Annotated in this window: 22 protein-coding genes; 14 read left to right on the forward strand and 8 right to left on the reverse strand. The window is 71.7% G+C overall.

Annotated features, from left to right (window positions below; translation table 11 throughout):
* Positions 1-43 precede the first annotated feature (43 nt).
* From OIE47_RS25080 to OIE47_RS25110, 7 genes are all read left to right on the forward strand, one after another.
* Positions 44-682 carry a LysE family transporter gene (locus OIE47_RS25080; RefSeq protein ID WP_326556969.1) on the forward strand — a complete coding sequence of 213 codons (639 nt, stop codon included), beginning with the start codon at positions 44-46 and terminating at the stop codon, positions 680-682.
* Positions 683-811: 129 nt separating this feature from the next.
* Positions 812-1477, forward strand: a complete 666-nt coding sequence (locus tag OIE47_RS25085; protein ID WP_326556970.1) for an acVLRF1 family peptidyl-tRNA hydrolase — start codon at positions 812-814, stop codon at positions 1475-1477.
* Between the two features lie 156 nt (positions 1478-1633).
* Positions 1634-2104: an Rv0361 family membrane protein gene (locus tag OIE47_RS25090; RefSeq protein WP_326556971.1), complete on the forward strand. Its 471-nt coding sequence runs from the start codon at positions 1634-1636 to the stop codon at positions 2102-2104.
* 185 nt (positions 2105-2289) lie between these two features.
* Positions 2290-3894: an ABC-F family ATP-binding cassette domain-containing protein gene (locus OIE47_RS25095; protein WP_326556972.1), complete on the forward strand. Its 1605-nt coding sequence runs from the start codon at positions 2290-2292 to the stop codon at positions 3892-3894.
* Positions 3895-4577: 683 nt separating this feature from the next.
* Positions 4578-4805 carry a helix-turn-helix domain-containing protein gene (locus OIE47_RS25100; RefSeq protein ID WP_007462679.1) on the forward strand — a complete coding sequence of 76 codons (228 nt, stop codon included), beginning with the start codon at positions 4578-4580 and terminating at the stop codon, positions 4803-4805.
* A gap of 45 nt (positions 4806-4850) precedes the next feature.
* A complete protein-coding gene (locus tag OIE47_RS25105; protein WP_326556973.1) occupies positions 4851-5615 on the forward strand; it encodes an enoyl-CoA hydratase/isomerase family protein in 765 nt (254 codons plus the stop codon).
* 127 nt (positions 5616-5742) lie between these two features.
* A complete protein-coding gene (locus OIE47_RS25110) occupies positions 5743-7695 on the forward strand; it encodes an ABC transporter ATP-binding protein (protein ID WP_326563238.1) in 1953 nt (650 codons plus the stop codon).
* Here OIE47_RS25110 and mug read toward each other — a convergent pair.
* From mug to OIE47_RS25145, 7 genes are read right to left on the reverse strand one after another with little or no spacing between them, the layout of a single operon-like run.
* Positions 7629-8291 carry a G/U mismatch-specific DNA glycosylase gene (gene mug, locus OIE47_RS25115; RefSeq protein ID WP_326556974.1) on the reverse strand — a complete coding sequence of 221 codons (663 nt, stop codon included), beginning with the start codon at positions 8289-8291 and terminating at the stop codon, positions 7629-7631. The two genes, OIE47_RS25110 and mug, sit on opposite strands and share 67 nt — an antisense overlap.
* A gap of 2 nt (positions 8292-8293) precedes the next feature.
* Positions 8294-9055 (reverse strand): SDR family oxidoreductase, encoded by a 762-nt coding sequence (locus OIE47_RS25120; RefSeq protein WP_326556975.1) that lies wholly within the window; start codon positions 9053-9055, stop codon positions 8294-8296.
* A gap of 32 nt (positions 9056-9087) precedes the next feature.
* Entirely contained in the window at positions 9088-9555 is a 468-nt protein-coding gene (locus tag OIE47_RS25125) for a hypothetical protein (RefSeq protein WP_326556976.1), read from the reverse strand.
* Positions 9552-10373, reverse strand: a complete 822-nt coding sequence (locus OIE47_RS25130) for a DUF692 domain-containing protein (protein WP_326556977.1) — start codon at positions 10371-10373, stop codon at positions 9552-9554. Before OIE47_RS25130 ends, OIE47_RS25125 begins: the two co-directional genes overlap by 4 nt.
* Positions 10370-11296: a TIGR04222 domain-containing membrane protein gene (locus tag OIE47_RS25135; protein ID WP_326556978.1), complete on the reverse strand. Its 927-nt coding sequence runs from the start codon at positions 11294-11296 to the stop codon at positions 10370-10372. Before OIE47_RS25135 ends, OIE47_RS25130 begins: the two co-directional genes overlap by 4 nt.
* A gap of 42 nt (positions 11297-11338) precedes the next feature.
* On the reverse strand, positions 11339-12226 hold the full coding sequence (locus OIE47_RS25140) for a TIGR04222 domain-containing membrane protein (RefSeq protein WP_326556979.1): 888 nt from the start codon (positions 12224-12226) through the stop codon (positions 11339-11341).
* A 39-nt stretch (positions 12227-12265) separates the two neighbouring features.
* A complete protein-coding gene (locus OIE47_RS25145) occupies positions 12266-12859 on the reverse strand; it encodes a TetR/AcrR family transcriptional regulator (RefSeq protein WP_326556980.1) in 594 nt (197 codons plus the stop codon).
* 82 nt (positions 12860-12941) lie between these two features.
* On the opposite strand from OIE47_RS25145, the gene OIE47_RS25150 reads away from it, so the two are divergent.
* The 3 genes from OIE47_RS25150 to OIE47_RS25160 all read left to right on the forward strand — a co-directional run bounded on the left by OIE47_RS25150 (position 12942) and on the right by OIE47_RS25160 (position 15642).
* Positions 12942-13790: a carbon-nitrogen hydrolase family protein gene (locus OIE47_RS25150; protein WP_326556981.1), complete on the forward strand. Its 849-nt coding sequence runs from the start codon at positions 12942-12944 to the stop codon at positions 13788-13790.
* 78 nt (positions 13791-13868) lie between these two features.
* Positions 13869-14513 (forward strand): HAD family hydrolase, encoded by a 645-nt coding sequence (locus tag OIE47_RS25155; protein WP_326556982.1) that lies wholly within the window; start codon positions 13869-13871, stop codon positions 14511-14513.
* Between the two features lie 190 nt (positions 14514-14703).
* On the forward strand, positions 14704-15642 hold the full coding sequence (locus tag OIE47_RS25160) for a serine protein kinase RIO (RefSeq protein WP_326556983.1): 939 nt from the start codon (positions 14704-14706) through the stop codon (positions 15640-15642).
* Positions 15643-15739: 97 nt separating this feature from the next.
* Here the strand turns inward: OIE47_RS25160 and OIE47_RS25165 are convergent, their stop codons facing one another.
* The gene (locus OIE47_RS25165) at positions 15740-15985 is read right to left on the reverse strand and encodes a DUF2630 family protein (protein WP_326556984.1); all 246 of its coding nucleotides are present in this window, start codon (positions 15983-15985) and stop codon (positions 15740-15742) included.
* A 181-nt stretch (positions 15986-16166) separates the two neighbouring features.
* Here OIE47_RS25165 and OIE47_RS25170 point away from each other — a divergent pair, with 181 nt between their 5' ends.
* From OIE47_RS25170 to OIE47_RS25185, 4 genes are all read left to right on the forward strand, one after another.
* Positions 16167-18395 carry a transglycosylase domain-containing protein gene (locus OIE47_RS25170; protein ID WP_326556985.1) on the forward strand — a complete coding sequence of 743 codons (2229 nt, stop codon included), beginning with the start codon at positions 16167-16169 and terminating at the stop codon, positions 18393-18395.
* A gap of 405 nt (positions 18396-18800) precedes the next feature.
* Positions 18801-20495: a pectate lyase family protein gene (locus OIE47_RS25175; RefSeq protein WP_326556986.1), complete on the forward strand. Its 1695-nt coding sequence runs from the start codon at positions 18801-18803 to the stop codon at positions 20493-20495.
* 4 nt (positions 20496-20499) lie between these two features.
* Positions 20500-22146 (forward strand): pectate lyase family protein, encoded by a 1647-nt coding sequence (locus OIE47_RS25180; protein WP_326556987.1) that lies wholly within the window; start codon positions 20500-20502, stop codon positions 22144-22146.
* Positions 22147-22270: 124 nt separating this feature from the next.
* Positions 22271-23488 (forward strand): cytochrome P450 family protein, encoded by a 1218-nt coding sequence (locus tag OIE47_RS25185; protein ID WP_326556988.1) that lies wholly within the window; start codon positions 22271-22273, stop codon positions 23486-23488.
* The last annotated feature ends 31 nt before the right edge of the window (positions 23489-23519 follow it).

Here is a 23519-nt window from a genome sequence, read left to right on the forward strand (position 1 = left end):
AATCCGATCGCCCGAAGTCGGGTTCGAACGACACAATGCGCAGGTGAACGCCTCAGTCGACGCCCTGGTTGCCGGACTGCTCGCCGGCTACGGAGTGGCCATCCCGTTCGGTGCGATCTCCGTACTGGTTGTCGCCCTCACCGCCCGTACCTCGTTCCGGGTCGGCGCCGGCGCCGGTCTCGGGGTGGCCGTGGCGGACGGCCTCTACGCCGGTGTCGCCGTGGTCGGCGGCACCGCGCTGGCCACGGTGATCGAGCCGGCCGCCGGCCCGCTGCGGCTGCTCGCCGTGGCGATCCTCCTGCTGCTGGCCACCGGGACCGTGGTCCGGGCGATCCGCCAGCACCGCGGACGGTCGGGCCCGGCCCGCGACGACCGGGGCCTGACCACACCCGGTCGGGCGTTCGGCGCGGTGCTGGCGCTCACCCTGCTCAACCCGACCACGATCCTCTACTTCGGCGCGCTCATCCTCGGCCGGCAGGCATCCGCCCCGTTCACCCCCACCGACGCGGGCATCTTCGTGGCGGCGGTGCTCGCCGCCTCGGCGAGCTGGCAGCTCGTCGTCGCGGGCAGCGGGTCGCTGCTCGGCCGGGTGCTGGCCAGCCCCCGGGGACGCCTCGGCACCGCCCTCGTGTCCAGCGCGCTGATCGTCCTGCTCGCCCTGCGGCTGCTGCTCGCGGACTGAGCCCCCCGCTCGTGTTCCCGGACCGGGCCCGGCACCCACCCCGGTTGTCGTCCACCCACCGGGTCGGTGGCGGTACCCGACCGCGCCGCCGGCCGCACCGTCCGCGACGTTCTGGCGTACGGTCGGGGCATGAGCAGCCGACCCGCCGCAGGCGGTGGCCGTTGGGTCGACGTCGAACCGGCCCGCGTGGCCCGCTGGATCGACGGTTTCACCGCCCGGCACGGTTCACCCGAGGTCGCCCCCACGCCGTACGGGCTGCTGCTCACCGCCCCGGACGGCGCCACCGCCGAACTGCACCACCCACCCGGCACCCCGGCCGCGCCGGATCTGCCCGGCTTCCTGGACAGGGTGACCGCCGCCCGCCGACTGGGGCTGCTGCTGGCCCGCAAGGGTGCGGTGGCGGTCGGCGTCGCCGAGGGTCCCGACCTGGTGACCTCCAAGGTGGACACCCGGTACGTGCAGGGGCGTACCGCCGCCGGTGGCTGGTCTCAGCAGCGTTTCGCCCGACGTCGGGACAACCAGGCCAAGGCGGCGATGGGGGATGCCGCCGAGCTGGCCCTGCGGTTGCTGGTTCCGGTGGCCGGCAGCCTCGACGCGGTGGTGGCGGGTGGCGACCGCCGGGCGATCGACAGCATCCTGGCCGACAGACGGCTCGCTCCGCTCGCCGCCCTGCGCGCGGACCGGCTGCTCGACGTTCCGGAACCACGGCACGCGGTGCTGGTCGACGCGATCGCCGCCGCGCGGGCGGTACGCGTCCTGGTCCGCGACCCCGACCCCGCACCACCCCCGGCCTGACTCCCTCCCGAACCCCGCTCTGCCCCGGCCTGACGACCGTCCCGGGCGTCGCCGTGGGCGTCACGCTCGGCGGTGCCGGGGTGACGGAGGCGGGTTCCCGCGACCGCCGGGTGATCCCGGATGGCGTCGGCGCGGGGCACTGGCTACCCTCCCGCCATGGCTTCGCGCGCCCGAAACCGTCGTCGTTCCGCATCCGCGTGGCCGCGGCTGGACCGGGACCTCCACCGACCGCTGCTGTTCGTCGGCGGGCTGGCGCTCCTGCTCTGCCTGACCGGCCTGGGCATCGGCGGGTTCTTCTGGTTCCGGCCGGACCAGGAGCCGGAGGCGGCGGCCCGGATCGCCATCGACTCCTTCGTCCAGCGCCTGATCACCGGCAACTACGGCGGGGCGTACGACCAGCTCTGTACGGACACCCGGCAGCGGTTCGACCGGGAGCAGTTCACCGCCGACGTGGGAGGTCGGCCGGCGGTTCGGTCGTACCAGATCGACACGATGGAGCGGTCCGGCCCTGCGTTCTCGGTCGGGGTGACCCTGGTCGACCCGAGCGGGGCCAGTGAGGCGCACGTGTACCGGGTGGTCGAGGACCGGGGGAGCTGGCGGATCTGCGGCGACCCGCTACCGGCCTGACCTGGCACCGGTCCGTTGCGCTGATCATGCGTGGTAATCCCACCGGGGGTCGGGCCGGTCGCCCGGTACACTTGGAGCCGTGCTGCTCTGCGAAGGCTGATCCGCCCCGCACCGGGGGGACATCGTTCCCGCCGGTGCATCCGTGTGCCTGAGTCAGCCTTCGACCCCGAGAGTGAGTCCACGACATGATCACAGTTACCGGCCTGGAACTGCGCGCCGGCGCTCGGATCCTGCTCTCCGACACCACGCTGCGGGTGCAGCCGGGTGACCGGATCGGCCTGGTCGGTCGCAACGGTGCGGGCAAGACCACCACGCTCAAGGTGCTCGCCGGTGAGGGCCAGCCCTACTCCGGCGAGATCGACCGTCGGGGCGCGGTGGGTTACCTGCCGCAGGACCCGCGTACCGGCGACCTGGAGGTCACGGCACGCGACCGGGTGCTCTCCGCCCGTGGGTTGGACGTGCTGATGGCCCAGATGGCCGAGGTCGAGGCGCAGCTCGCCGACAACCCCGAAGACCGTCTGGTACGCCGCTACGGCGCCCTGGAGGACCAGTTCGCCTCGCTCGGCGGGTACGCCGCCGAGGCCGAGGCGGCCAGGATCTGTGCCAACCTCGGGCTGCCCGACCGGGTGCTCGCCCAGACCATCGGCACGCTCTCCGGCGGCCAGCGGCGGCGCATCGAGCTGGCCCGGATCCTGTTCCGGGACGCGGCCGAGAACGGCGGCGGGATCCTGCTGCTCGACGAGCCGACCAACCACCTCGACGCCGACTCGATCACCTGGCTGCGCGGTTTCCTCGCCGGGCACAAGGGCGGACTGATCGTTATCAGTCACGATGCCTCGCTGCTGGAGGCCGTGGTCAACAAGGTGTGGTTCCTGGACGCCACCCGCTCGGTGGTCGACCTGTACAACGTCGGCTGGAAGACGTACCAGGAGCAGCGCGAGACCGACGAGCGGCGCCGCCGCCGGGAGCGGGCCAACGCGGAGAAGAAGGCCGGCGCGCTGATGGCGCAGGCCGACAAGATGCGGGCCAAGGCCACCAAGACCGTCGCCGCGCAGAACATGGCCCGCCGGGCGGAGAAGCTGCTGTCCGGGCTCGAGGACTCGCGGGTCGCGGACAAGGTGGCGAAGGTCCGGTTCCCCAGCCCCGCCCCGTGCGGCAAGACCCCGTTGACCGCGGCCGGCCTCTCCAAGTCGTACGGGTCGCTGGAGATCTTCACCGACGTCAACGTGGCGGTCGACCGGGGTTCCCGGGTGGCCATCCTCGGCCTCAACGGTGCCGGTAAGACGACCCTGCTGCGGATGCTCGGCGGTCTACTGAAACCGGACACCGGGGAGATCCGGCCGGGACACGGACTCCGGCTCGGCTACTACGCCCAGGAGCACGAGACGCTCGACGTCGAGCGGAGCGTCCTGGAACACATGCGCAGTGCCGCGTTCGAGCAGTCGGACACCGACCTGCGCAAGATCCTCGGCGCCTTCCTCTTCTCCGGCGACGACGTGGACAAGCCGGCCGGGGTGCTCTCCGGTGGGGAGAAGACCAGGCTGGCGCTGGCCACCCTGGTCTGTTCCGGTGCGAACGTGCTGCTGCTCGACGAGCCCACCAACAACCTCGACCCGGTCAGTCGGGAACAGGTGCTGGACGCGATCGCCCGCTATCCCGGCGCGATCGTCCTGGTCACCCACGACCCGGGCGCGGTGCTGGCACTCAAGCCGGACAGGGCGATCCTGCTGCCCGACGGCGACGAGGACGCCTGGAGCGACGACCTGCTGGAACTGGTCGAACTCGCCTGAGCCGGCGATCAGCGTCGCCTCGGGCGGACCACCGTCGGGTCGAGCGGTCATCCGTCCGATCGGGCGGACCGGGTCGGGTCGAGCGCTCCTGCGTTCGGTCCGGCGGGCGGCGGTCGGGCCGAGGGCTCCTGAGTGCGGTCGGGTCGGGCGGCACCCCTGCGTCCGGTCGGGCTTCCGCTCGTCGGGTCGACTTACTGTCCCTCGTCGGTGCAGGCGTGTCCCGGCAGGCCCTGAGTGAGCCGAGTGGACCGCGGCGAGGGCTCGCGACCCGCCGAGGGTCGGCGACGAGCCGCCCGACGAGTACCGGGCCGGCCGGTGCCCGCGAGCGGTCACAAACGGTCGGTCACGAAGAGTGCGGTTACGAACAGTCGGTCACGGACGGTTGGTGGGAACGGCCGGGGCGGGACGAAGGATCTTGTCGATGCCCGTGTCCCCGAGCGCGCCCACCGGGGCGGTGGTGGCGAGACTCTCGGTCACGGAGTGCATCGGTACGGACAGACGCCGAGAACGCCCGCCCCGGTCCGTACGTGGCCTTTCCCGTTGGGCGCAATCGCTGAATCGGGAAATTGACACTGCTGTGCGTGTCGGTTGGCGAAGAGTTGATATCTGGCGCATGATCGTTCGAGGCGGTCTAATAGGTGGGACCGTATCGAACCGCACAGTCTGGGACGTGAGGAATCAACATGGCAGCCACCGGCACAGCCACCAGCACTGAGAAGGGTCGCCGGATCGTCGGAGCCGAGCGCCAGACGCTCGCCAAGGACCTGGTCAAGCGGTACACGTCCGGCGAGAGCATTCGTGCCCTGGCGGCCTCGACCGGCCGTTCCTATGGGTTCATCCACCGGGTGCTCACCGAGTCCGGCGTTCAGTTGCGCCAGCGCGGCGGCGCTCGCCGTCGCAAGAAGGCGTGAGTCGCTTCTCAGCCTGGTCCGCGCCCCGCGCAGTGGGGACCCACGGTGACCGCTGACGGCGGGGTGCGGCTGGAATGCGACGGGCCGGTGGCGACGGTGACGTTGTGCCGGCCCGACGTGCTCAACGCGCAGACTCCCGCGATGTGGCGGGCGATGCGCGCATTCGACCGCGACCTGCCCGGGAACGTGCGGGTCGTGGTGGTACGCGGCGAGGGCAGGGCGTTCTCCGCCGGCCTGGACCGGTCCGTCGCCGGTGCCACCGGCCCGGACTCGTTCGCCGCGCTGTCCGCGCTGCCTCCGGCGGAGGCGGCCGATCGCATCGCCGGGTTCCAGGCCGCCTTCACCTGGCTGCACCGCCCCGATCTCATCTCGATCGCCGCGGTGCAGGGGCACGCGATCGGCGCGGGCTTCCAACTCGCGCTCGCCTGCGACCTGCGGGTGCTGGCCGACAACGCCAGCCTCGCCATGGCCGAGGTGACGCTCGGCCTGGTGCCCGACCTGGCCGGCACGAAGCGCCTGGTCGACCTGGTCGGTTACGCGCGGGCGCTGGAGATCTGTGTGACCGGCCGCCGGTTGGACGCGGTCGAGGCGCAACGGATGGGGCTGGCCACGGTGGTGGTGCCCGTGGCCGAGCTGGACGGGGCGGTGGCCGACCTCACCGCGGCCGTACTGGCGGGGGACCGCAACGCGGTGGTCGAGATCAAGGCGCTGCTGGCCGGTGCGTCCGGGCGGTCGCCCAGCGATCAACAACGGGCCGAACGCGAGGCTCAGATGCGACGTTTAGGCGATCTCGCGGGCCACGGCGAATAAATAAGCAAATGGTAAGGACCAAGCGGGAAGAGATTACTTACCTCTCGGGTTAGCTTAAGCGTCGGTGGAATCGGATCGGTAAGGTCCGCGACAATTAGCGACACGGAGGTGACGGGTGTCCAACCCGATGGCGGGCGGCGGCATGGGCGGATGGAGCACGCTGCGTTCGATGCGCAGCCGGGACGAGGTTCGCAGCCACCAGCTCAGTCGGGGAGCCACCCGTCGGATCGTCGCCTTCGCGCGGCCGTACCGGCGGGACATCGTGGTCTTCCTGGTCACCGTCGTACTCTCCGCCGTGATCGGCGTGGCGACCCCGGTACTCGCCGGTGACGTCATCAACACCATCACCAAGGGTGGTGGTGAGGCGGGCGCCATCGTCGTCCGGCTGGCCCTGTTCATCGCCGGGCTTGCCGTGGTGGACGCGCTCCTGTCACTGGCCCAACGCTGGTACTCGGCCCGGATCGGCGAGGGCATCATCCTCGACCTGCGCACCAGGGTCTACGACCACGTCCAGCGGATGCCGTTGCAGTTCTTCACCCGTACCCAGACCGGTGCGCTGGTCAGCCGGCTCAACAACGACGTGACGGGGGCGCAGCGCGCGTTCACCTCGACCCTGTCCGGCGTGGTCAGCAACATCATCCAGCTGGTCCTCACCGCCCTGGTGATGTTCACCCTCTCCTGGCAGATCACCGTCATCTCGCTGCTGCTACTGCCGATCTTCGTCGTACCGGCCCGCCGGGTGGGCAAGCGGCTGGCCGAGATCACGCGGGAGGCGTACAACCTCGACGCGAAGATGAACGCCACCATGACCGAGCGGTTCGGGGTGGCGGGCGCACTGCTGGTCAAGCTCTTCGGCAAGCCCGAGGAGGAGGCCCGCCGGTTCGCCGAACGGGCCGACCGGGTACGCGACATCGGCGTGCAGACCGCCATGTACTCCCGTACGTTCTTCGTGGCCATGCTGCTCGTCGCGTCACTGGCCCAGGCGCTCACGTACGGCCTCGGTGGCTGGCTCGCCGTCAACGGCTCCGTCAGCGCCGGTACGGTCGTCACCCTCGCCCTGCTGCTCACCCGGCTGTACGGGCCGCTGACCGCGCTGTCCAACGTCCGGGTCGACGTGATGAGCGCCCTGGTCTCCTTCGACCGGGTCTTCGAGGTGCTCGACCTGAAGCCGTCGATCGCGGAGAAGCCGGACGCCGTCACCATCCCACGCGGTCAGGGCCGGCTGGAGTTCCGTGACGTGCGGTTCCGTTACCCGAGCGCGTCCGAGGTGTCGCTCGCCTCGCTGGAGGACGTCGCCGCGCTCGACCGGACCGTCTCCGAACCGGTGCTGCGCGGGGTCTCCTTCACCGTCGAACCCGGACAGATGGTCGCCCTGGTCGGCCCGTCCGGTGCCGGCAAGTCGACCACCTCGATGCTGGTCTCCCGGGTCTACGACGTGACCGACGGCGAGGTACGCGTCGGCGGGGTCGACGTCCGCGACGCCACCTTCGACTCCCTGCGGGACGAGATCGGAGTGGTCACCCAGGACTCCCACCTGTTCCACGAGACCATCGCCGAGAACCTCCGGTACGCCAAGCCGGACGCGACCGACGACGAACTCTGGGCGGCGCTGCGCGGTGCCCAGGTCGAGGAACTCGTCCGGGCGCTGCCCGAGGGGCTCGAAACCATGGTCGGGGAACGCGGCTACCGGTTCTCCGGCGGGGAGAAGCAACGGATCGCGATCGCCCGCCTGCTGCTCAAGGCGCCGTCCATCGTCATCCTCGACGAGGCGACCGCACACCTCGACTCGGAGTCCGAGGCGGCCGTACAGCGGGCCCTGGCGGTGGCCCTGACCGGGCGTACCGCGCTGGTCATCGCGCACCGGTTCTCCACCGTCCGGGACGCCGACCAGATCCTGGTGCTCGACCACGGCAAGATCGTCGAGCGGGGCCGGCACGAGGAGCTGGTCGCGGTCGGCGGCCTGTACGCCGAGCTGTACCGGACCCAGTTCTCGGTGGCCGACTCCCCGAAGCCCTACACCGACGCGGTCGGCCCCGAGCCGGTGACCACCGTCGCCCGACGCGAGTACGACCCGGAGTGATCCGGGGCGGACCGGCCGTCCCGTACCGCCGCCCGTAGCTCGGCGAAGGTGCCGGCCAGCCGGTCCGGGGTGTAGTGCGCGTTGAGCCCGCTCGGGTTCGGCAGCACCCAGAGTCCCGCCCCGGCGAGCCCCTCCGGTTGGTGCCCGAGTGCCGCCCCGCGCCGACCGAACGCCACCCGGTACGCGGTCACCCCGACCACCGCCACCCACGCCGGCCGGTACCGCCGTACCTTCTCCGCCAACCGGCGCCCGCCGAGCGCGAGTTCGGCCGGGTCGAGTTCGTCGGCGCGGGCGGTGGCCCGCTCCACCAGGTCGGTGATGCCGAGGCCGCAGCCGAGCAGCTCCTCCTGGTCGGTCGGGCCGAGCAGCCGGGGGGTGAACCCACCGCGGTGCAGCGCCGGCCAGAACCGGTTGCCGGGTCGGCCGAAGTGCCGGCCGATCGCCGCCGAGTAGAGCCCCGGGTTGATGCCGCAGAACAGCACGTCGAGTCCGGGTGCGACCAGGTCGGGGATCGTCCGCCCGTACGCCGCCGCCAGCTCCTCCCGGCTCGGCCGGGCGACCCTGCCCGACGGCGTGCCGTTCCCGGGACTCGGCACGGTCAGATGCCCCGCAGCGCGCCGCCGTCGACCGGGAGGGTGATCCCGGTCAGGTAGCTCGCGGCGGGGGAGAGCACGAACGCCGCCACCCGCCCGAACTCGGCCGGGTCACCGAGGCGGCGCATCGGGATCGCCGCCTCCACGTCGAGGCGGGTCCGCTCCGGGTCGCCGCTGGCGGCGAAGATCTGGCGGTTGCGGTCGGTCATGATCCGCCCGGGGAGCAGGCTGACGAACCGTACGCCGCGCGGGCCGTACTCGTCGGACAGTTCCTTGGCCACCGCGGCCATGCCGGGGCGCAGACCGTTCGAGATGCCGAGGTTGGGGATCGGTACCCGGACCGAGCTGGACAGGACCAGGCCGATCGCACCGCCCTCGGGCAGCACCCCGGCGAGCGTACGGATGGCTCGGATGGTGCCGAGGAAGACGGTTTCGAACGACTCCCGCCACTGCTCGTCGGTCACCTGTCCGGCCGGGGCGACGGGTGGTCCGCCGACCGAGACGAGTGCCCCGTCGAGCCGACCGAAGTGCTCACCGGCGGCGTCGATCAGGCGCTGCGGGGTGTCAGGGTCGCCCAGCGTGGTGGCCAGCCCGGTCGCGTGTTCCGCACCGCCCAGCCGCTCGACCGCCGCCGCCACCCGGCCGGGGTCACGGGCGGCGATCACCACCCGGGCACCCTCGGCCACCAGTTGTTCGGCGGTGGCGAAGCCGAGCCCGTTCGAGGCACCGGTCAGCACGTACACCCGGTCTGCGAGTCCCAGATCCATGCGACGATCCTGCCGTACGCCGGAGGCGGGTGCTACCCGAGCCCGCCGCGCAGAACCCGTACCCGGCCCGCGACCCGGATCACCAGGGTGCGACCGGCCCGACCGAGCGCCGGAGCCCGCCGCGGCCGGGGGTTGGAGTCGCCGTCGTAGCGCCAGGTGGCCTCCCGTACGGCCAGCTCCTCGGCCGCCGGCTCCGGCAGCCGACCACCGGTCGCCAACTCCCGGGCCAGGTCCCAGCCGTCGCGCAGCGAGCCGTTGGTCGGTCGGGTGCCGGCGAACGTCCGGAACGTGGGCAGCCAGTCGGCGCCCAGCCCGGCGGCGAGCATCGGCCAGTGCCGGCCGACGTCACCAGCCCGCTTGCGCAGCAGGGCGTCGCGGGCCGCCCCGACCAGCCGGGTGTCGAAGCCAGTGGGCACCGGCGCACCGGACACCAGGGCCGCGACCAGCTCCGCCTGTCGGGCGGCGAGCCGGTCGCGGCCGGGGCGCTCGACCTCGCTCACGTGATCGCCGGGTAACCGGCGGCGGCGGCGATCGCGTCGAGTTCGTCGCGCAGTGCCCGCGCCGGTGGGTAGCGCCCGTCCCGTTCGAGCAGCAGCGCCGGTGGCCGGTGCCGGGCGCAGAGCTCGCCGACCAGTTCGAGTACGGGCGCGGGGGTCGGATCGGTGTGCGTGTCGTGGTAGATCCCGTCGTGCTCGGCGCCCCCGGCGACGTGCACGTACGCGACCCGGTCCAGCGGCAGCCGGTCGAGCAGGTCGACCGGATCGGTGCCCCGGTTGCGTGCGTTGCCGTACACGTTGGCGATGTCGAGCAGGAGCAACGCCCCGGTCCGGTCGAGGATCTCGGTGAGGAACTCCGCCTCGCCCAGCTCGTCGTCCGGCCAGTCGAAGAGCGCGGCGATCGGCTCCAGCGCCAGTGGGACCGGCAACTCCGCCTGGGTCCGGGTGACGTTCTCCACCAGCGCGTCGACCGCGTCGCGGGTACGCGGCACCGGCAGCAGGTGACCGGCCTCGACCCCGCCGGCCCGGACGAACGCGATGTGCTCGCTGACCAGCGGGGCGTCCAGCAGTTCGGCGACTCGGGCCAGGTGGGTGACCCGGTCCGGCTCGACCGGCTCGGCGCCGCCGAGCGACAGCCGCACCCCGTGCGGTACGACCACGGTCCCGCGCTCGCGCAGGGCGGTCAGTGCCGCCGGTGGTGGCCCACCGGCGGCGACGCTCTCGGCGACCACCTCGACGAAACGGAGTCCGGGCAGTTCGGCGACAAAACCGGAGATCTCCGGTCGCCACCCGATCCCGACCCCGTACGCGGGCAGGTTCATCCGCCGCAGCCCCCGCCTCCGCCGCAGCCTCCGCCACCTCCGCAGCTGCTACCGCCACCGCCGTCACCGCTGCTGCTACCCCCGTCGCCGGAGTAGCCGCTGCCGCCGCTGCCGCTGGCAAGGTTGCGCTGGACCTCCGCCTCGGCGGCGAAGCTCGGGTCGAGGGCGTAGAACGCGGCACCGCCGAACAGCGCCACACCCATGGCGGCACTGGTCGAGCCGTAGGTGTCGTACGACGGGTGGGAGCTGGGGGACAGGTGCTCGTGCTGCCCCTTCATCGTCCGTACGGCCCGGCGGGCGGCGCGGGTCTGCCTCGGCACCGAGCGGAGCAGGATCAGGGTGGTCAGCGCGAGTGCGACGAGCACGATGAGCAGGAAGATCACCGGCTTGCCTCCGGTGACCCCGGCGATGAACCGGACCACCCCGACCGCCAGCAGGCCGAGCAGTAGCAGCGGGAAGAGACGTGCCGCCCGGCGCTGTTCCGTGGTCGGTGCGAGTCCGGTGTGTTCGAGCTGTCGCCGGATGCCGTGCAGGGCGGCCCGTACCCGATCGTCGGTGCCCAGGTCGCGGGGCCGGATCCGTCGCCCGGCCGCGTTGTAGACGGCCTGGTCGAGCTGGGTGGCGCCGGTCGGCATCGGACCGGCGGTGGTGAGGGCGCGGCCCTGGGCGGTGGTGTCGACCGAGCCGGCGGCTCGCAGGCCGCCGAGCGAGGCGTACACGGCGAGCCGTTCCCCGCCGTTGAGGTAGGCGGCCTGTTCCGGGATCAGTTGGCTCGTCGCCAGTTCCTGCCGGCCGGCGAAGACGATGGAGCGTTGTACGACGGCAGCGAGGATCAACAGGCCGGCTGCGGCCACGTACAGGAACAGGAAGGTGGGCCCGGAGATGCCCCAGGTGTCCGCCGGGGCCGCGGCGTCGATCAGCATGGCGTCATTGTGGAACAGGGCCGCCACTGCCGCCACAGCCGTTCAGCCGCCGCCGCTCCCACATCCACCATCGGACCCGGAGCCACCGGATCCGTAGTCGGGGGATCCGCCGCCGTCGCTGCCGATGGCACCGCTCGGTGCGTGGGGTGTCGAACCGGCGGACGCCGAGCCGTGCTCGTCCTGCGCCTCCTGCGCCATCTCCGGGTCCAGAGTGGACATGACCGACATGCCGAACAGTGCGACGGTCATCGCGACCGTGTGGGTGTCCTGCCCGCCGAGGTCCGGGTTCGCCGACGTGACGAGGTGCCGGTGGCCGCGCCGGAGCTGGACGAGCATGGCCTCGGCGGCGCGGCTGCGGCGCGGGATCTGGGAGACCAGCAGCAGGTACGCGAGCATGACCAGGAGGAGCGCCACCCAGAGATGGTCGGCCGGTACGTCCCGGACGAGCCCGATGGCGAGCCGGGCGACGCCGAGGGCGAGCAGCCCGAGCAGGAGCCACGAGCCCCGGCGGGCGGATTGTCGCACGTCGCGGCCGAGCAGCAGGTTGGCCTGCTCCAGGCTGCGTTTCACCTCGGCGACGGCGGCCAGCACCTCCGGATCGGCCCGCAGCCACTGCTGGGACAACCCGCTCCCGGCCGCCGCGTAGACCGCCCGGTCCAGCCGGCTCGCGTCGGGCGGGAGGGGGCCGGTGACGGTCAGCCGTCGGTCCGTGGTCACGCCGACGGCGTCCAACCGGCGCAGCGCGGCCAGGGAGGAGTAGACCGTCAGCCGTTCCCCGCTGTCGAGGTAGGCGGCCTGGGCCGGGGTGATGTCGGTCAGCCGTAGGCCGGGAGGCTGGCTGAGGGCCCGGCGCCGGTGCAGCAGCGCGCCGACGAGGATGATCGCCGCCGCGGCGAGGTAGTACCAGGTGAAGAGGGGGACTTGCCACATCGGTGAGCTACTCCTCGTCGTCCGGGGAGGTGAGGGCTCTCAGTGTGCGCCTCCGCCGCCCGCTGGTCGACGTACCGCCTCCTCGACGAGGTCGAGGACCGGGCCGAGGTCGCCGGCGGGGCGTCCCATGGCCAGGTGCAGCACCAGCCCGTCGTAGGCGAGTTCGAGGAACTGGGCCAGGACGTCGATCGGTACGTCGTCGCGCAGCACCCCGGCGTCGCGCTGCCGGATCAGCCGGTCCCGGGTGGCTCCGGCGATCGCCGCCGAGCGTTCGGCCCACCGCTTGGCGAACTCGGGGTCGGTACGCAGCCGCCGGGACACCTCCAGTTGGCTGCCGAGCCAGCCGGCGGTCTCCGGGGAGCTGGCGCTGGTGAGCAGGTCCCGCATCACCTGGACCAGGCCGTTGCGGGCGACGGTGGAGACCATCGCCACCGCGTCGTCCTCGGCGACGGCGAGGAAGAGGGAGTCCTTGTCCCGGAAGTGGTGGAAGATCGCGCCGCGGGAGAGGCCGGTCGCTTCTTCCAGCCGGCGGACTGTGGCACCCTCGTATCCGTACCGGGCGAAACAGGCCCGCGCCGCCGCGAGGATCTCGTGGCGGCGAGCGTCGAGCTGGTCCTGGCTCACTCTGGGCACCCGTCGATCGTGTCAGGTGGCGGTGCGCGATGCAAACCGTACGTACGGCTTGGTTTCGGCGGTTCGGGGTAGGGTGCCGCCCATGACCCCACCCGACGCGCTGACGGTCGCCGCGATCCAGGCCCAACCGGTCCCCGGGGACCTGGCCGGCAACGCCGGGACCGCCGCCCGACTGGTGCACCGGGCCGCCGACGAGGGCGCGGGGTTGGTCGTACTGCCTGAGTTGTTCCTCCCCGCGTACCATCCGCCGACCCTGCGGGCCGACCCGGCCGGAACCGATCTGGCCGCGGTCGACGGCGGCCGGATCGACGACCCCCGGCTCGACCCGCTCCGGGAAGCCGCCCGCGACCGCCGGGCCGTGGTGGTCGTCGGCGCCGCCATCCGGTACGCCGACACCCGTCGCACCTGCGCGTCCGTGGTCGTCGACCGCTCCGGTACGGCCCGCGCCGGCTACGACAAGCAGCACCTGTGGGGGCCCGACGAGCGGGAGTTGTTCGTCCCCGGCGGACGCGGAGCCACGCTGACGGTCGACGGATGGCGGCTCGGCCTCGGTGTCTGTTACGACGGCTGCTTCCCGGAGCACGCCCGCGCCGCCGCCGGTGACCGGGCCCACGGCTACCTCTGCCCGAGCGGTTACGTCACCGGTTCGGCCCACCGCCGCGACCTCTACTACGCCGCCCGCGCCCTGGACAACACCATGTACGTCGCCTTCGCCAACTCCGTCGGCGGCGACCGGCCGTGGCGGTTCAACGGCGGTGCCGCCCTGTACGACCCGGAGGGTCGGGTACTCGGCCGTGGCGCCGACGACGGGGAGGCGGTGATCGTCGGTGTGTTCGACCCGGCGGAGTTGGTCCGGGTCCGGTCCACCCACCGGATGCTCGCCGACCGGCGGGCCGAACTCGGCGGCGAACGTGCCCTGCTCATCGGCTGATTCACCAGTCACCTACCGGGAAACCTGTTAACACATGGGGTCTGTTGTCGGACACCCCGATTCCCGTAGGGTGCGCGAGTGCCACTGCTGCTCCTCGACCTGGACAACACCCTGCTCGACCGGGCAGGACCGTTCCGTGCCTGGGGGCAGCGTTTTCTGGCCGAGATCGGGGCACCCGACACGGACATCGACTGGCTGCTCTCGATCGACGCCGACGGGCTGACCGACCGGTGGGACGTGGCGGACGCGATCCGGGACCGCTACCGGCTGCGTACCTCGTCGATCGACCTGGTCGAGGCGCTGCACGACGGGGTGGTGGAGCACATCCGGCTCGATCCGCTGATCGCCTGCGCGCTGCGGATCGCCGACGACGCGGGCTGGGTCCCGGTGGTGGTCAGCAACGGCAGCGTGCGCCAGCAGGACGCGATCATCCGGAAGACCGGACTCGACCGGTACGTGGCGGACTGGGTCATCTCCGAGGAGGCCGGGGTCAGCAAACCGAACCCCCGGATCTTCGTGCTCGCCGCACAGCGGGTACGGATGCAGCTGCGCGGCGCCTGGGTGGTCGGCGACAGTCCCGAGGCCGACATCGGCGGGGCGGCGGCGGTCGGCCTGCCCAGCGTGTGGCTGCACCGTGGCCGAAGCTGGATGGAGTCCCGGTTCGCGCCGACCCGTACGGCCGACGGCCTCATCCCCGCCGTCTCCGCCGTACTCGCCGGCTGAACCGGATCACCTCCCGGTCGAGCCGGATTTAAATCGTTTGACGGCAGGCTCGGTCGCCGGTGAACATGTTCCCGTCACGCCCGCAGGTGCCCGGTGGATCCGGGTCGAGGAGAGAAGGAGGTCGCGTAATGGCTGTCGTTGTGGCGCGCCCGTACCCGCCTTCTTTCACCTCGATCAAGGGATTCCTACCTTGCGTGAGCACGACCATGTCCCATCGGCGCGGGAGCGCCGTACCCGTCGCTTCGACGACGACGAACCGCAGTTCCTGAAGCGGTCCCGGCACCCAGTGCCGGGTGCCGGCTTCGACACCAACACCGACACCGACACACCCGAGGTCGGTGACCGCTGGTCGAGCTGGGACCAGGCGGTACAGGGCCCCGAGCCGTACCCGGAGTGGCTGGTCACCGAGCTGGCCGCGGTCGACAGCGAGCTGGGCGTACTCAAGACCGGCAAGGAAGCCGACGTACACCTCGTACGGCGGTACGTACCCGACACCGACCGGTCCTGCCTGCTGGCCGCCAAGCGCTACCGGGACGCCGACCACCGGCTCTTCCACCGCGACGCCGGTTACCTGGAGGGGCGCCGGGTCCGCCGCTCCCGGGAGAACCGGGCGATGGAGGGACGGACCGCGTTCGGTCGGCAGGTGATCGCCGGTCAGTGGGCCGCCGCCGAGTTCGGCGCGCTGGTCCGGCTCTGGGAGGTCAGCCAGGAGTTGGGCAGCATCGCGGTGCCGTACCCGGTCCAGTTGCTCGGCACCGAGCTGATGCTGGAGTTCGTCGGCGACGCCGAGGAGGGGCAGGCCGCACCCCGGCTCGCCCAGACCCGGCCGGAACCGGCCGAACTGCGCAGCCTCTGGGAGCAGCTCCTGGACGCACTCATGGTGCTGGCCCGAGCGGGACTGGCCCACGGGGACCTGTCGGCGTACAACCTGCTGGTGCACGACGGCCGGTTGGTGCTGATCGACCTGCCCCAGGTCGTGGACGTGGTCGCGAACCCGCAGGGCCGGGACTTCCTGGCCCGCGATGTGCGGGTGGTGTCGAACTGGTTCGGGTCGCGGGGGCTGCCCGGCGACCTGATCGACCCGGTCGGCCTGACCACCCGGTTGCTCGGGGAGGCGGGGATACGGTGACCGGTCCCGGCCCGGCGCCGGACGGCCAGGTGGCCGGTCCGGCGCTCGGCCGTCGGATCGTCGGGGGAGTGGTTACCGGCGGTAGCCGCTCCGCCCGTTACTGGAGGTAGCTCTCCACCTCGTTCTTGCTCCGGTCGCCGACCGTCTCCGGGTCGCTGCCGGCGCTGCGGGCGGCCCGCCGGCGACGGAGCAGGTCCCAGCACTGGTCGAGGGACTCTTCCAGGGCACGCAGCCGTGCGCGCTCCTCGTCGGTGGTCTTGTGGTTGGCCTGTTCCTGGCTGCGGAGCTTGTGCTCCTCGTCGACCAGTTCGTTGATCCGGCTCAGGATCGTGCTGTCGTCCATGCGGAGAGCCTGTCACAGGCCCGGCGGCGGCGTCCGTATTCCCCGGCCCGGGTGTGCTTTGCCACCGGCCGCGCGGGCCGTCCGGTTCCCCGCTGTACGTAACCTTGGCGCCGGCCGTGACTTTGCTAACGATCCCGGCCCGGTCGGTGATGGTTCGTGACCTCGCAGGCACTGTTGACCGGTGACGGAGAAGACCCGGTTCGGCAAGGCAGCGAAGCTCCTGTTCTACGGCGTACTGGCCGGTGCGGTGCTTGCCGCGTCGGCACTGCCGGCCAGCGCGCTCGCCGGTGTGGTGCTCAAGGCGGCCAGCGACTCGTACGAGGATCTGCCGACGGATCTGAAGGTGCCGGCGACCGCGCAGCGCTCGTACCTCTACGCCAACGACGGCAAGACGCTGCTGACCACCTTCTACGACGAGAACCGGGTCGACGTACCGATCACCGAGATCGCGACGAGCATGCAGCAGGCGATCGTCGCGGCCGAGGACACCCGCTTCTACGAGCACGGCGGCGTCGACCTGCGCGGTGTGGTCCGGGCGTTCGTGGCGAACCAGAACAGCGGTGAGGTCGAGCAGGGCGCCTCCACGCTGACCATGCAGTACGTCCGCAACGTGCTCAAGTCCGACCCGAACCTGACCCCGGAGCAGCGGGCGGCGGCCACCGCCGAGACCAAGGGTCGCAAGATCCAGGAGATGCGGTACGCGGTCGCCCTGGAGAAGAAGATCTCCAAGCAGGAGATCCTGGACCGCTACCTGAACATCGCCTACTTCGGCGCCGGTGCGTACGGGATCGCCGCCGCGAGCCAGCGCTACTTCGGCAAGGCCGCCTCGGCGTTGACGCTGTCCGAGTCGGCGTTGCTGGCCGGTCTGGTGCAGTCGCCGGACTCGGACAACCCGATCAGCGGGGACAAGCAGGCGGCGCTGGACCGGCGGTCGTACGTCCTGGGTGCGATGGCGAAGATGAACGTCATCACGGACGCCGACGCGAAGACCGCCGACGCCGAGGAGCTGGTCCTGCACCCGACCCAGGCGCCGAACGACTGCGGCGGCATGCCGGCCGGGCACGACGACTGGGGTTTCTTCTGCGACTACTTCCGGCAGTGGTGGAACGCCCAGCCGGCGTTCGGTGCCACGGTCGACGAGCGGCAGCAGGCGCTGCGTCGCGGTGGCTACACGATCGTCACGTCGCTCGACCCGAAGGTCCAGGCCGCCGCGTTGCAGCAGACCCTGACCGTCTACGGCTACGGCAACAAGCGGGCCACCCCGATCGCGGCGGTCCAGCCGGGCACCGGACGGGTGCTGGCGCTGGCGGTCAACCGGCACTACAGCCTCGACCCGAACCCCAACGGGCAGCAGAACTATCCCAACACGGTGAACCAGCTCGTCGCCGGTGGCGGTGCGATCGAGGGCTACCAGGCCGGTTCGACGTTCAAGATGTTCACCATGCTGGCCGCGCTCGAGTCCGGTCGGAGCCTCGACACCGGTTTCGTCTCCCCGGCGAAGTTCCCCAGCAAGTATCCGGACGGCGGGCCGAACAGCTGTAACGGCGTCTGGTGCCCGGAGAACGCGAACCCGGACTGGATGGACGGTTACCGCAACATGTGGACCGGCTTCGGCCGGTCGGTGAACACCTACTTCGTCTGGCTGGAGCAGCAGGTCGGTGCGGAGAAGGCGGTGGAGATGGCGCAGCGGCTCGGGATCCAGTTCCGGGCCAAGTCCGACGCCGACCTGGCCAAGGACGGTGCCGACGGGTGGGGCGCGTTCACCCTTGGCGTCGCCTCCACCACCCCGTTGGACCTGGCCAACGCGTACGCGACGATCGGTGCGGACGGGGTCTACTGCAAGCCGTTGCCGGTCAACTCGGTCACCGGCCCGGACGGCGCCAAGGTCGACGGGATCGGGCCGTCGTGCAACCGGGTGGTGAGCGCGGACGTGGCGCGGGCGGCGGCCGACGCGGCCCGTTGCCCGGTCGGCGACCAGTCCAGCCTCAACACCTGTGACGGTGGCACCGCCAACCAGGTCTCCGACATCCTGGGCGGCCGTCCGGTCGCCGGCAAGACCGGTAGCTCGGAGGAGAACGCGACGGAGACCTTCGTCGGCTTCACCCCGCAGCTCGCGGTGGCGGGGATCGCGGCCAACCCCGACGACCCAGGCGACCACGTGGGTTCGGCGGTCCAGTCGAAGGTTGTCGACGCGGTCGCCCGGACCATGGCCGCCGCGTTGCAGGGCAAGCCGAAGACGGACTTCACCGCGCCGAGCAGGGAGATCGCGTACGGCAGCGACGGCCCGAACCAGCCGCCGAAGCAGGACCCGGACCCGAACCCGAACCCGGACGGCGCCACCACGAACGGGAACGACACCCCGCCGGCCGACACGAACCAGCCCGGCAACCCGGGGCGCCGCGACCGCTGACCCGTCGATCGTCGGCAGAGCTGCCCGGAGCCTCCCGCTCCGGGCAGCTTACTGTGGTGCCACGTCCACCGCCGGACGGGCTGCGCGGACGCCTCGCCACGGCCGGTACGTGGATCTTCGCCGGTGGGGGCGGTTGTCGTATCGACATCTCTCGTTGACACGGCGGAAATTTGTTTCTATGGTGGGCGACAGGAAAGCGCTTTCCTAAGGATCTTTCCTCGGATCAGCCACTCGCGCAGCCCGTACCGCATCAGTCGTGACCCGCCCGGCGCGGACCCGCCGCCGACCCCGCGGCCGGCTCCGGCCTGCCGTGCAGCGCGCCCGACGGCCCCCACGGCCGCGTCCACGGGCGGGCCGATGGTTGGCGCCCGTCGCCGGGCGGTCCACCACCCGGAAGGCGGAACCGTGACCGCACCCACCCCCACCCCGAACACCCGGCGGCGAACGTCGCGCTGGTCTGCCCTGGCCGCGGCCGGGCTGGCAGCCGCGCTCGCCACCGCCCTGGTCGTCACCACCGGCACCGCCCAGGCGGCACCGCTGTTCGGCGACAACTTCGACGACGGCAACCACAACGGCTGGAGCAGTTCCGGCGGCTCCTGGAGCGTCATCACCGACGGCACCGGCGCGCTGCGCCAGGCCAGCACCGGCGCCGACGCCCGGGTCCGGGCCGGCACCGCGAGCTGGACCAACTACACGGTCACCGCGCGGGTCAAACCCACCGCCTTCGGCACCGGCGACCGGCTGGCCGGGGTCGCGGCCCGCGCCCAGGGCAGCGGAAGCTACTACTACCTCGGCGTCCGCGCCGACGGTGCGGCCATCCTCGGCAAGCTCGCCGCCGGCACCCACACGACCCTGGCCAGCGCGCCGCTGCCGGTCACCGTCGGCACCTGGTACGCGCTGAGCCTGGCCGTCAACGGCAGCACCCTGACCGGGCGGGTCAACGGCGGCAGCCCGCTGACCGTCACCGACACCCAGTTCGCCAGCGGCCAGATCGGCCTGTTCGGCCGGTACGCCGCAGCCAACTTCGACGACGTGAGCGTCGAGTCCGGCCCGCCGGGCCCGACCCCGTCCACCCCCGCACCGACCACCCCCGGACCGACACCCACCACCCCGACCCCCACCACCCCGGCGCCGACCACACCGGTACCGACCGGTACCCCGACCGCCCCGGTCACCGGGCGGGCCGACGGGTTCGCCAGCGTCAACGCGCTCGGCCAGAACGGCACCACCGGTGGCGCCGGTGGTCCGGTGGTCACCGCCTCCACCACCGCGCAGTTCCTGGACTACATCGCCCGCCCCGGCCCGTACGTGATCCAGGTCGTCGGCACGATCACCCTGCCCACCGGCACCAGCGACGGCATGCACGACGTCACCTCGGACAAGACCATCGTCGGGGTGGGCGCCAACGCGGTCCTGTCCGGCGGCGGGCTCAACATCGGGCTGCCGGTCAGCGACACCATCACCTCCCCGCCGGCGGACGCGGTCCACAACGTCATCATCCGCAACCTGCACCTCACCGGGGCGACCGACGACCTGCTCAACGTGCAGATGTTCAGCCACCACATCTGGATCGACCACAACGAGTTCTCCAACGGCGACGACGGCGCGGTGGACATCAAGCGCGGGTCGGACTTCGTCACGGTCTCCTGGAACAACTTCCACGACCACGACAAGACCCTGCTGCTCTCGCACGACGAGGACGCCGGGGCGCAGGACATCGGCCGGCTGCACGTCACGTACCACCACAACTACTTCAACCGCTCCGACCAGCGGCATCCACGGGTGCGGTTCTCCGACCTCACCCACGTCTACAACAACTACTACTTCGACAACAGCTACGGGGTCGCGTCCACGTACGACGCCGGGGTGCTGGTCGAGGGGAACTACTTCTACAGCGTGAACAACCCGGGCCGGGTCGAGTTCAGCGGCGACCTCGGCCGGATCGTCGAACGCGGAAACATCCTCGTGGACTGCAACCACCCGATCGAGACCCGGGGCGCGGTCACCGAGCCGAGCACGTACTACAGCTATCGGCTGGACAACGCCGCCGACATCCCGACCATCGTCCCGGCCGGTGCCGGGGTGGGAAAGCTGGGCTGAGCCGATGAACCTCCACCACGGCACCAGACGGACGACACCGCTCACCACCGCCCTGGGCGGCGCCCTGCTCGCCCTCCTGCTGGTGGTCACCGCACTCGCGGTCACCACCGGCTCCGCGCGGGCGGCGACCCTGTTCACCGACAACTTCGACGACGGCAACTCGACCGGGTGGACCGCCTCCGGCGGAAGCTGGAGCGTGGCCACCGACGGCAGCCCGGTGCTGCGCCAGTCCGGCACCAGCGCCGACGCCCGGTCCCGGGCCGGTGCGACGAACTGGACCGACTACACCGTCCGGGCCCGGGTCAAGCCGACCGCCTTCAACGGGGCCAACCGGTTCGTCGCGCTCACCGCCCGGGCCCAGTCCGCAACCAGCTACTACTACCTCGCCCTGCGCAGCAACAACACGCTCGAACTGAAGAAGCTCAGCAACGGTACGTCGACCACTCTGGCCAGCGCCTCGGTCACCGTGACGGCCGGCACCTGGTACGCGCTGAGCCTCCAGGTCAGCGGCTCGACCCTGACCGGTCGGGTGGACAACGGCCCGGCACTGACCGCCACCGACGACCAGTACCCGACCGGGCAGGTCGGGGTGGCCACCTTCTACGCCAGCGCCCACTTCGACGACGTGCTGGTGGAGACCGCCTCCGGCCCCACGCCGACGCCCACCACCGCCGGACCGACCCCGACCACGCCCGGTCCGATCCCGTCCACTCCCGTACCCACCACTCCCGCGCCGACCACGCCGCCGCCGACCGGTAACCCGGTGCCGGGCCAGCCGGACGGTTTTGCCGGCGTCAACGCGCTCGGCCTGAACGGCACCACCGGTGGGGCGGGCGGCCCGGTGGTGACGGCCACCAACGCCACCGACTTCCTGAACTACATCGACACCATCGGACCGCTGGTGATCCGGGTCCAGGGTGTGATCCGGATCAGCAGCAAGCAGGGCGTACGCCCGAACAAAACGATCATCGGGGTCGGCGGGAACGCCGAGATCACCGGCGGTGGGCTGGACATGTACCGGTCGTACAACGTGATCATCCGCAACATCAACTTCACCGACGCCGAGGACGACGCGGTCAACGTCGGGCAGGAGTCGCACCACGTCTGGATCGACCACAACCGGTTCGCCGGTGCCGTCGACGGGTCGGTCGACATCGTCCGGGGAGCCGACTACGTCACCGTCTCCTGGAACCACTTCGACCACTCCGACAAGAGCATGCTGATCAGCCACTCCGACGGGGCCGGGTCCACCGACATCGGGCACCTGAAGGTCAGCATCCACCACAACTTCTTCGACCACTCCCGGCAGCGCCACCCCCGGGTCCGGTTCGGTGAACCGGTGCACGTCTACAACAACTACTTCCTCGGCAACGACCTGTACGCCGTCGCGTCGACGGAGAACGCGGGTGTGCTGGTGGAGGGGAACTACTTCGAGAACGTGCCCTTCCCGATCTACTCCGCCAGCGGTTACGCCGACAGCGGTCCCGGTCGTGCGGTGCAACGGAACAACATCTTCGTCAACTCCGGCGTGCCGGAGACGTCCGGGACGGTGGTCGAGCCGAGCACCTTCTACGCGTACCAGTTGAGTCCGGCGGCGGGTGTGCCGGCCTCGGTCACCGCGGGCGCGGGGGTGGGGCGGATAAGCGGCTGACCCGGTCCGGCTCCGGCGTACGGGAGGTCCCCCCGTACGCCGGAGCCGGAGTCACCGGTGGTGGACGTCTCCGGCCCGGCGGGCGCGGGCAGCGTCGGTCCGTACGGCGGGTTAGCCTCGTGCGGTGACCGGACAAGCCACCTCGAACCCGCCGTCCTCGCCGTTCACCGCGGCCTTCGTCGCCGACCCGTACCCGACCTACGCGGCGCTGCGGGAGGCCGGGCCGGTGCACCGGATCCCACTGCCGGACGGGACGACCGCCTGGCTGGTGACCCGCTACGCGGAGGTACGCGCGGCGCTCGCCGACCCGGCGCTCTCCCTGGACAAGGCGAACTCGGACGGTACGTGGCGCGGCTTCTCCCTGCCCCCGGCGCTGGACGCGAACCTGCTCAACATGGACCCGCCCAACCACACCCGGATCCGCCGCCTGATCAGGGCGGCCTTCGGCCCGCAGCGGATCGCCGACCTGCGCCCGAGGGTGGAGGCGGCGGCGGAGGAACTGCTCGACCGGATCGCCGCCGACGGCCGGGCCGACCTGGTTGCCGACTACGCCGGCCCGCTGCCGGTGACGGTCATCTGCGACCTGCTCGGGGTGCCGGCGCAGGACCGGGCCGCGCTGCGCGGGTGGACCGACGTGATGCTCACTCCACCGGCGGACGACCCCCGGGCCGCCGGCCGGGTGGTGGTGCAGTTGCAGGAGTTCATGGTCCGGCTGATCGCCGAGAAGCGCCGTGAGCCCGGCGACGACCTGCTCTCCGCGATGATCGCCGCGCGGGACACCGGTTCGGACGGCGGCACCGACCGGCTCAGCGAGGACGAGCTGACCTCGCTCGCCTTCCTGGTCCTCTTCGCCGGCTACGAGAACTCCGTACACCTGATCGGCACCGGCATCCTCGCCCTGCTGCGCCACCCGAAGCAGCTCGACGGCCTGCGCGAGGCACCCGAGGTGCCCGCCGCCGTGGTCGAGGAACTGCTGCGGTACGAGCCGCCGTCGCCGGTGGCGCTGCGCCGGTTCCCGGTCACCGAGGTGGAGATCGGCGGGGTGACCATCCCGGCCGGGGCGACTGTGCTGCTCGGGGTGGCCGCCGCGAACCGCGATCCGCGCCGGTTCGACAACCCGGAACTGCTGGACGTGTCCCGGCCCGACAACGGGCAGTTGACCCTGGGCCACGGCATCCACTACTGCGTCGGCGCTCCGCTCGCCCGGCTCGAACTCCAGGTCGCCGTCGGTGCCGTGCTGCGGCGCTTCCCGAAGCTGGCACTCGCGGTCGACCCGGCCGAACTGGCCTGGCGGCCCAACTTCCGTACCCGTGGTCTGCGTAGCCTGCCGGTCACTTTCTGAAGGATGCCGGGACGGCCGGGCGATTGAAACT

The sequence above is a fragment of the Micromonospora sp. NBC_01796 genome, from assembly GCF_035917455.1.
Lineage (GTDB): Bacteria > Actinomycetota > Actinomycetes > Mycobacteriales > Micromonosporaceae > Micromonospora_G.

Coding starts and splice junctions, on each gene's coding strand:
- OIE47_RS25085 (WP_326556970.1), top strand. CDS start 812: ATGAGCAGCCGACCCGCCGCAGGCGGTGGCCGTTGGGTCGACGTCGAA.
- OIE47_RS25090 (WP_326556971.1), top strand. CDS start 1,634: ATGGCTTCGCGCGCCCGAAACCGTCGTCGTTCCGCATCCGCGTGGCCG.
- OIE47_RS25095 (WP_326556972.1), top strand. CDS start 2,290: ATGATCACAGTTACCGGCCTGGAACTGCGCGCCGGCGCTCGGATCCTG.
- OIE47_RS25100 (WP_007462679.1), top strand. CDS start 4,578: ATGGCAGCCACCGGCACAGCCACCAGCACTGAGAAGGGTCGCCGGATC.
- OIE47_RS25110 (WP_326563238.1), top strand. CDS start 5,743: ATGGCGGGCGGCGGCATGGGCGGATGGAGCACGCTGCGTTCGATGCGC.
- OIE47_RS25120 (WP_326556975.1), bottom strand. CDS start 9,055: ATGGATCTGGGACTCGCAGACCGGGTGTACGTGCTGACCGGTGCCTCG.
- OIE47_RS25130 (WP_326556977.1), bottom strand. CDS start 10,373: ATGAACCTGCCCGCGTACGGGGTCGGGATCGGGTGGCGACCGGAGATC.
- OIE47_RS25135 (WP_326556978.1), bottom strand. CDS start 11,296: ATGCTGATCGACGCCGCGGCCCCGGCGGACACCTGGGGCATCTCCGGG.
- OIE47_RS25140 (WP_326556979.1), bottom strand. CDS start 12,226: ATGTGGCAAGTCCCCCTCTTCACCTGGTACTACCTCGCCGCGGCGGCG.
- OIE47_RS25150 (WP_326556981.1), top strand. CDS start 12,942: ATGACCCCACCCGACGCGCTGACGGTCGCCGCGATCCAGGCCCAACCG.
- OIE47_RS25165 (WP_326556984.1), bottom strand. CDS start 15,985: ATGGACGACAGCACGATCCTGAGCCGGATCAACGAACTGGTCGACGAG.
- OIE47_RS25180 (WP_326556987.1), top strand. CDS start 20,500: ATGAACCTCCACCACGGCACCAGACGGACGACACCGCTCACCACCGCC.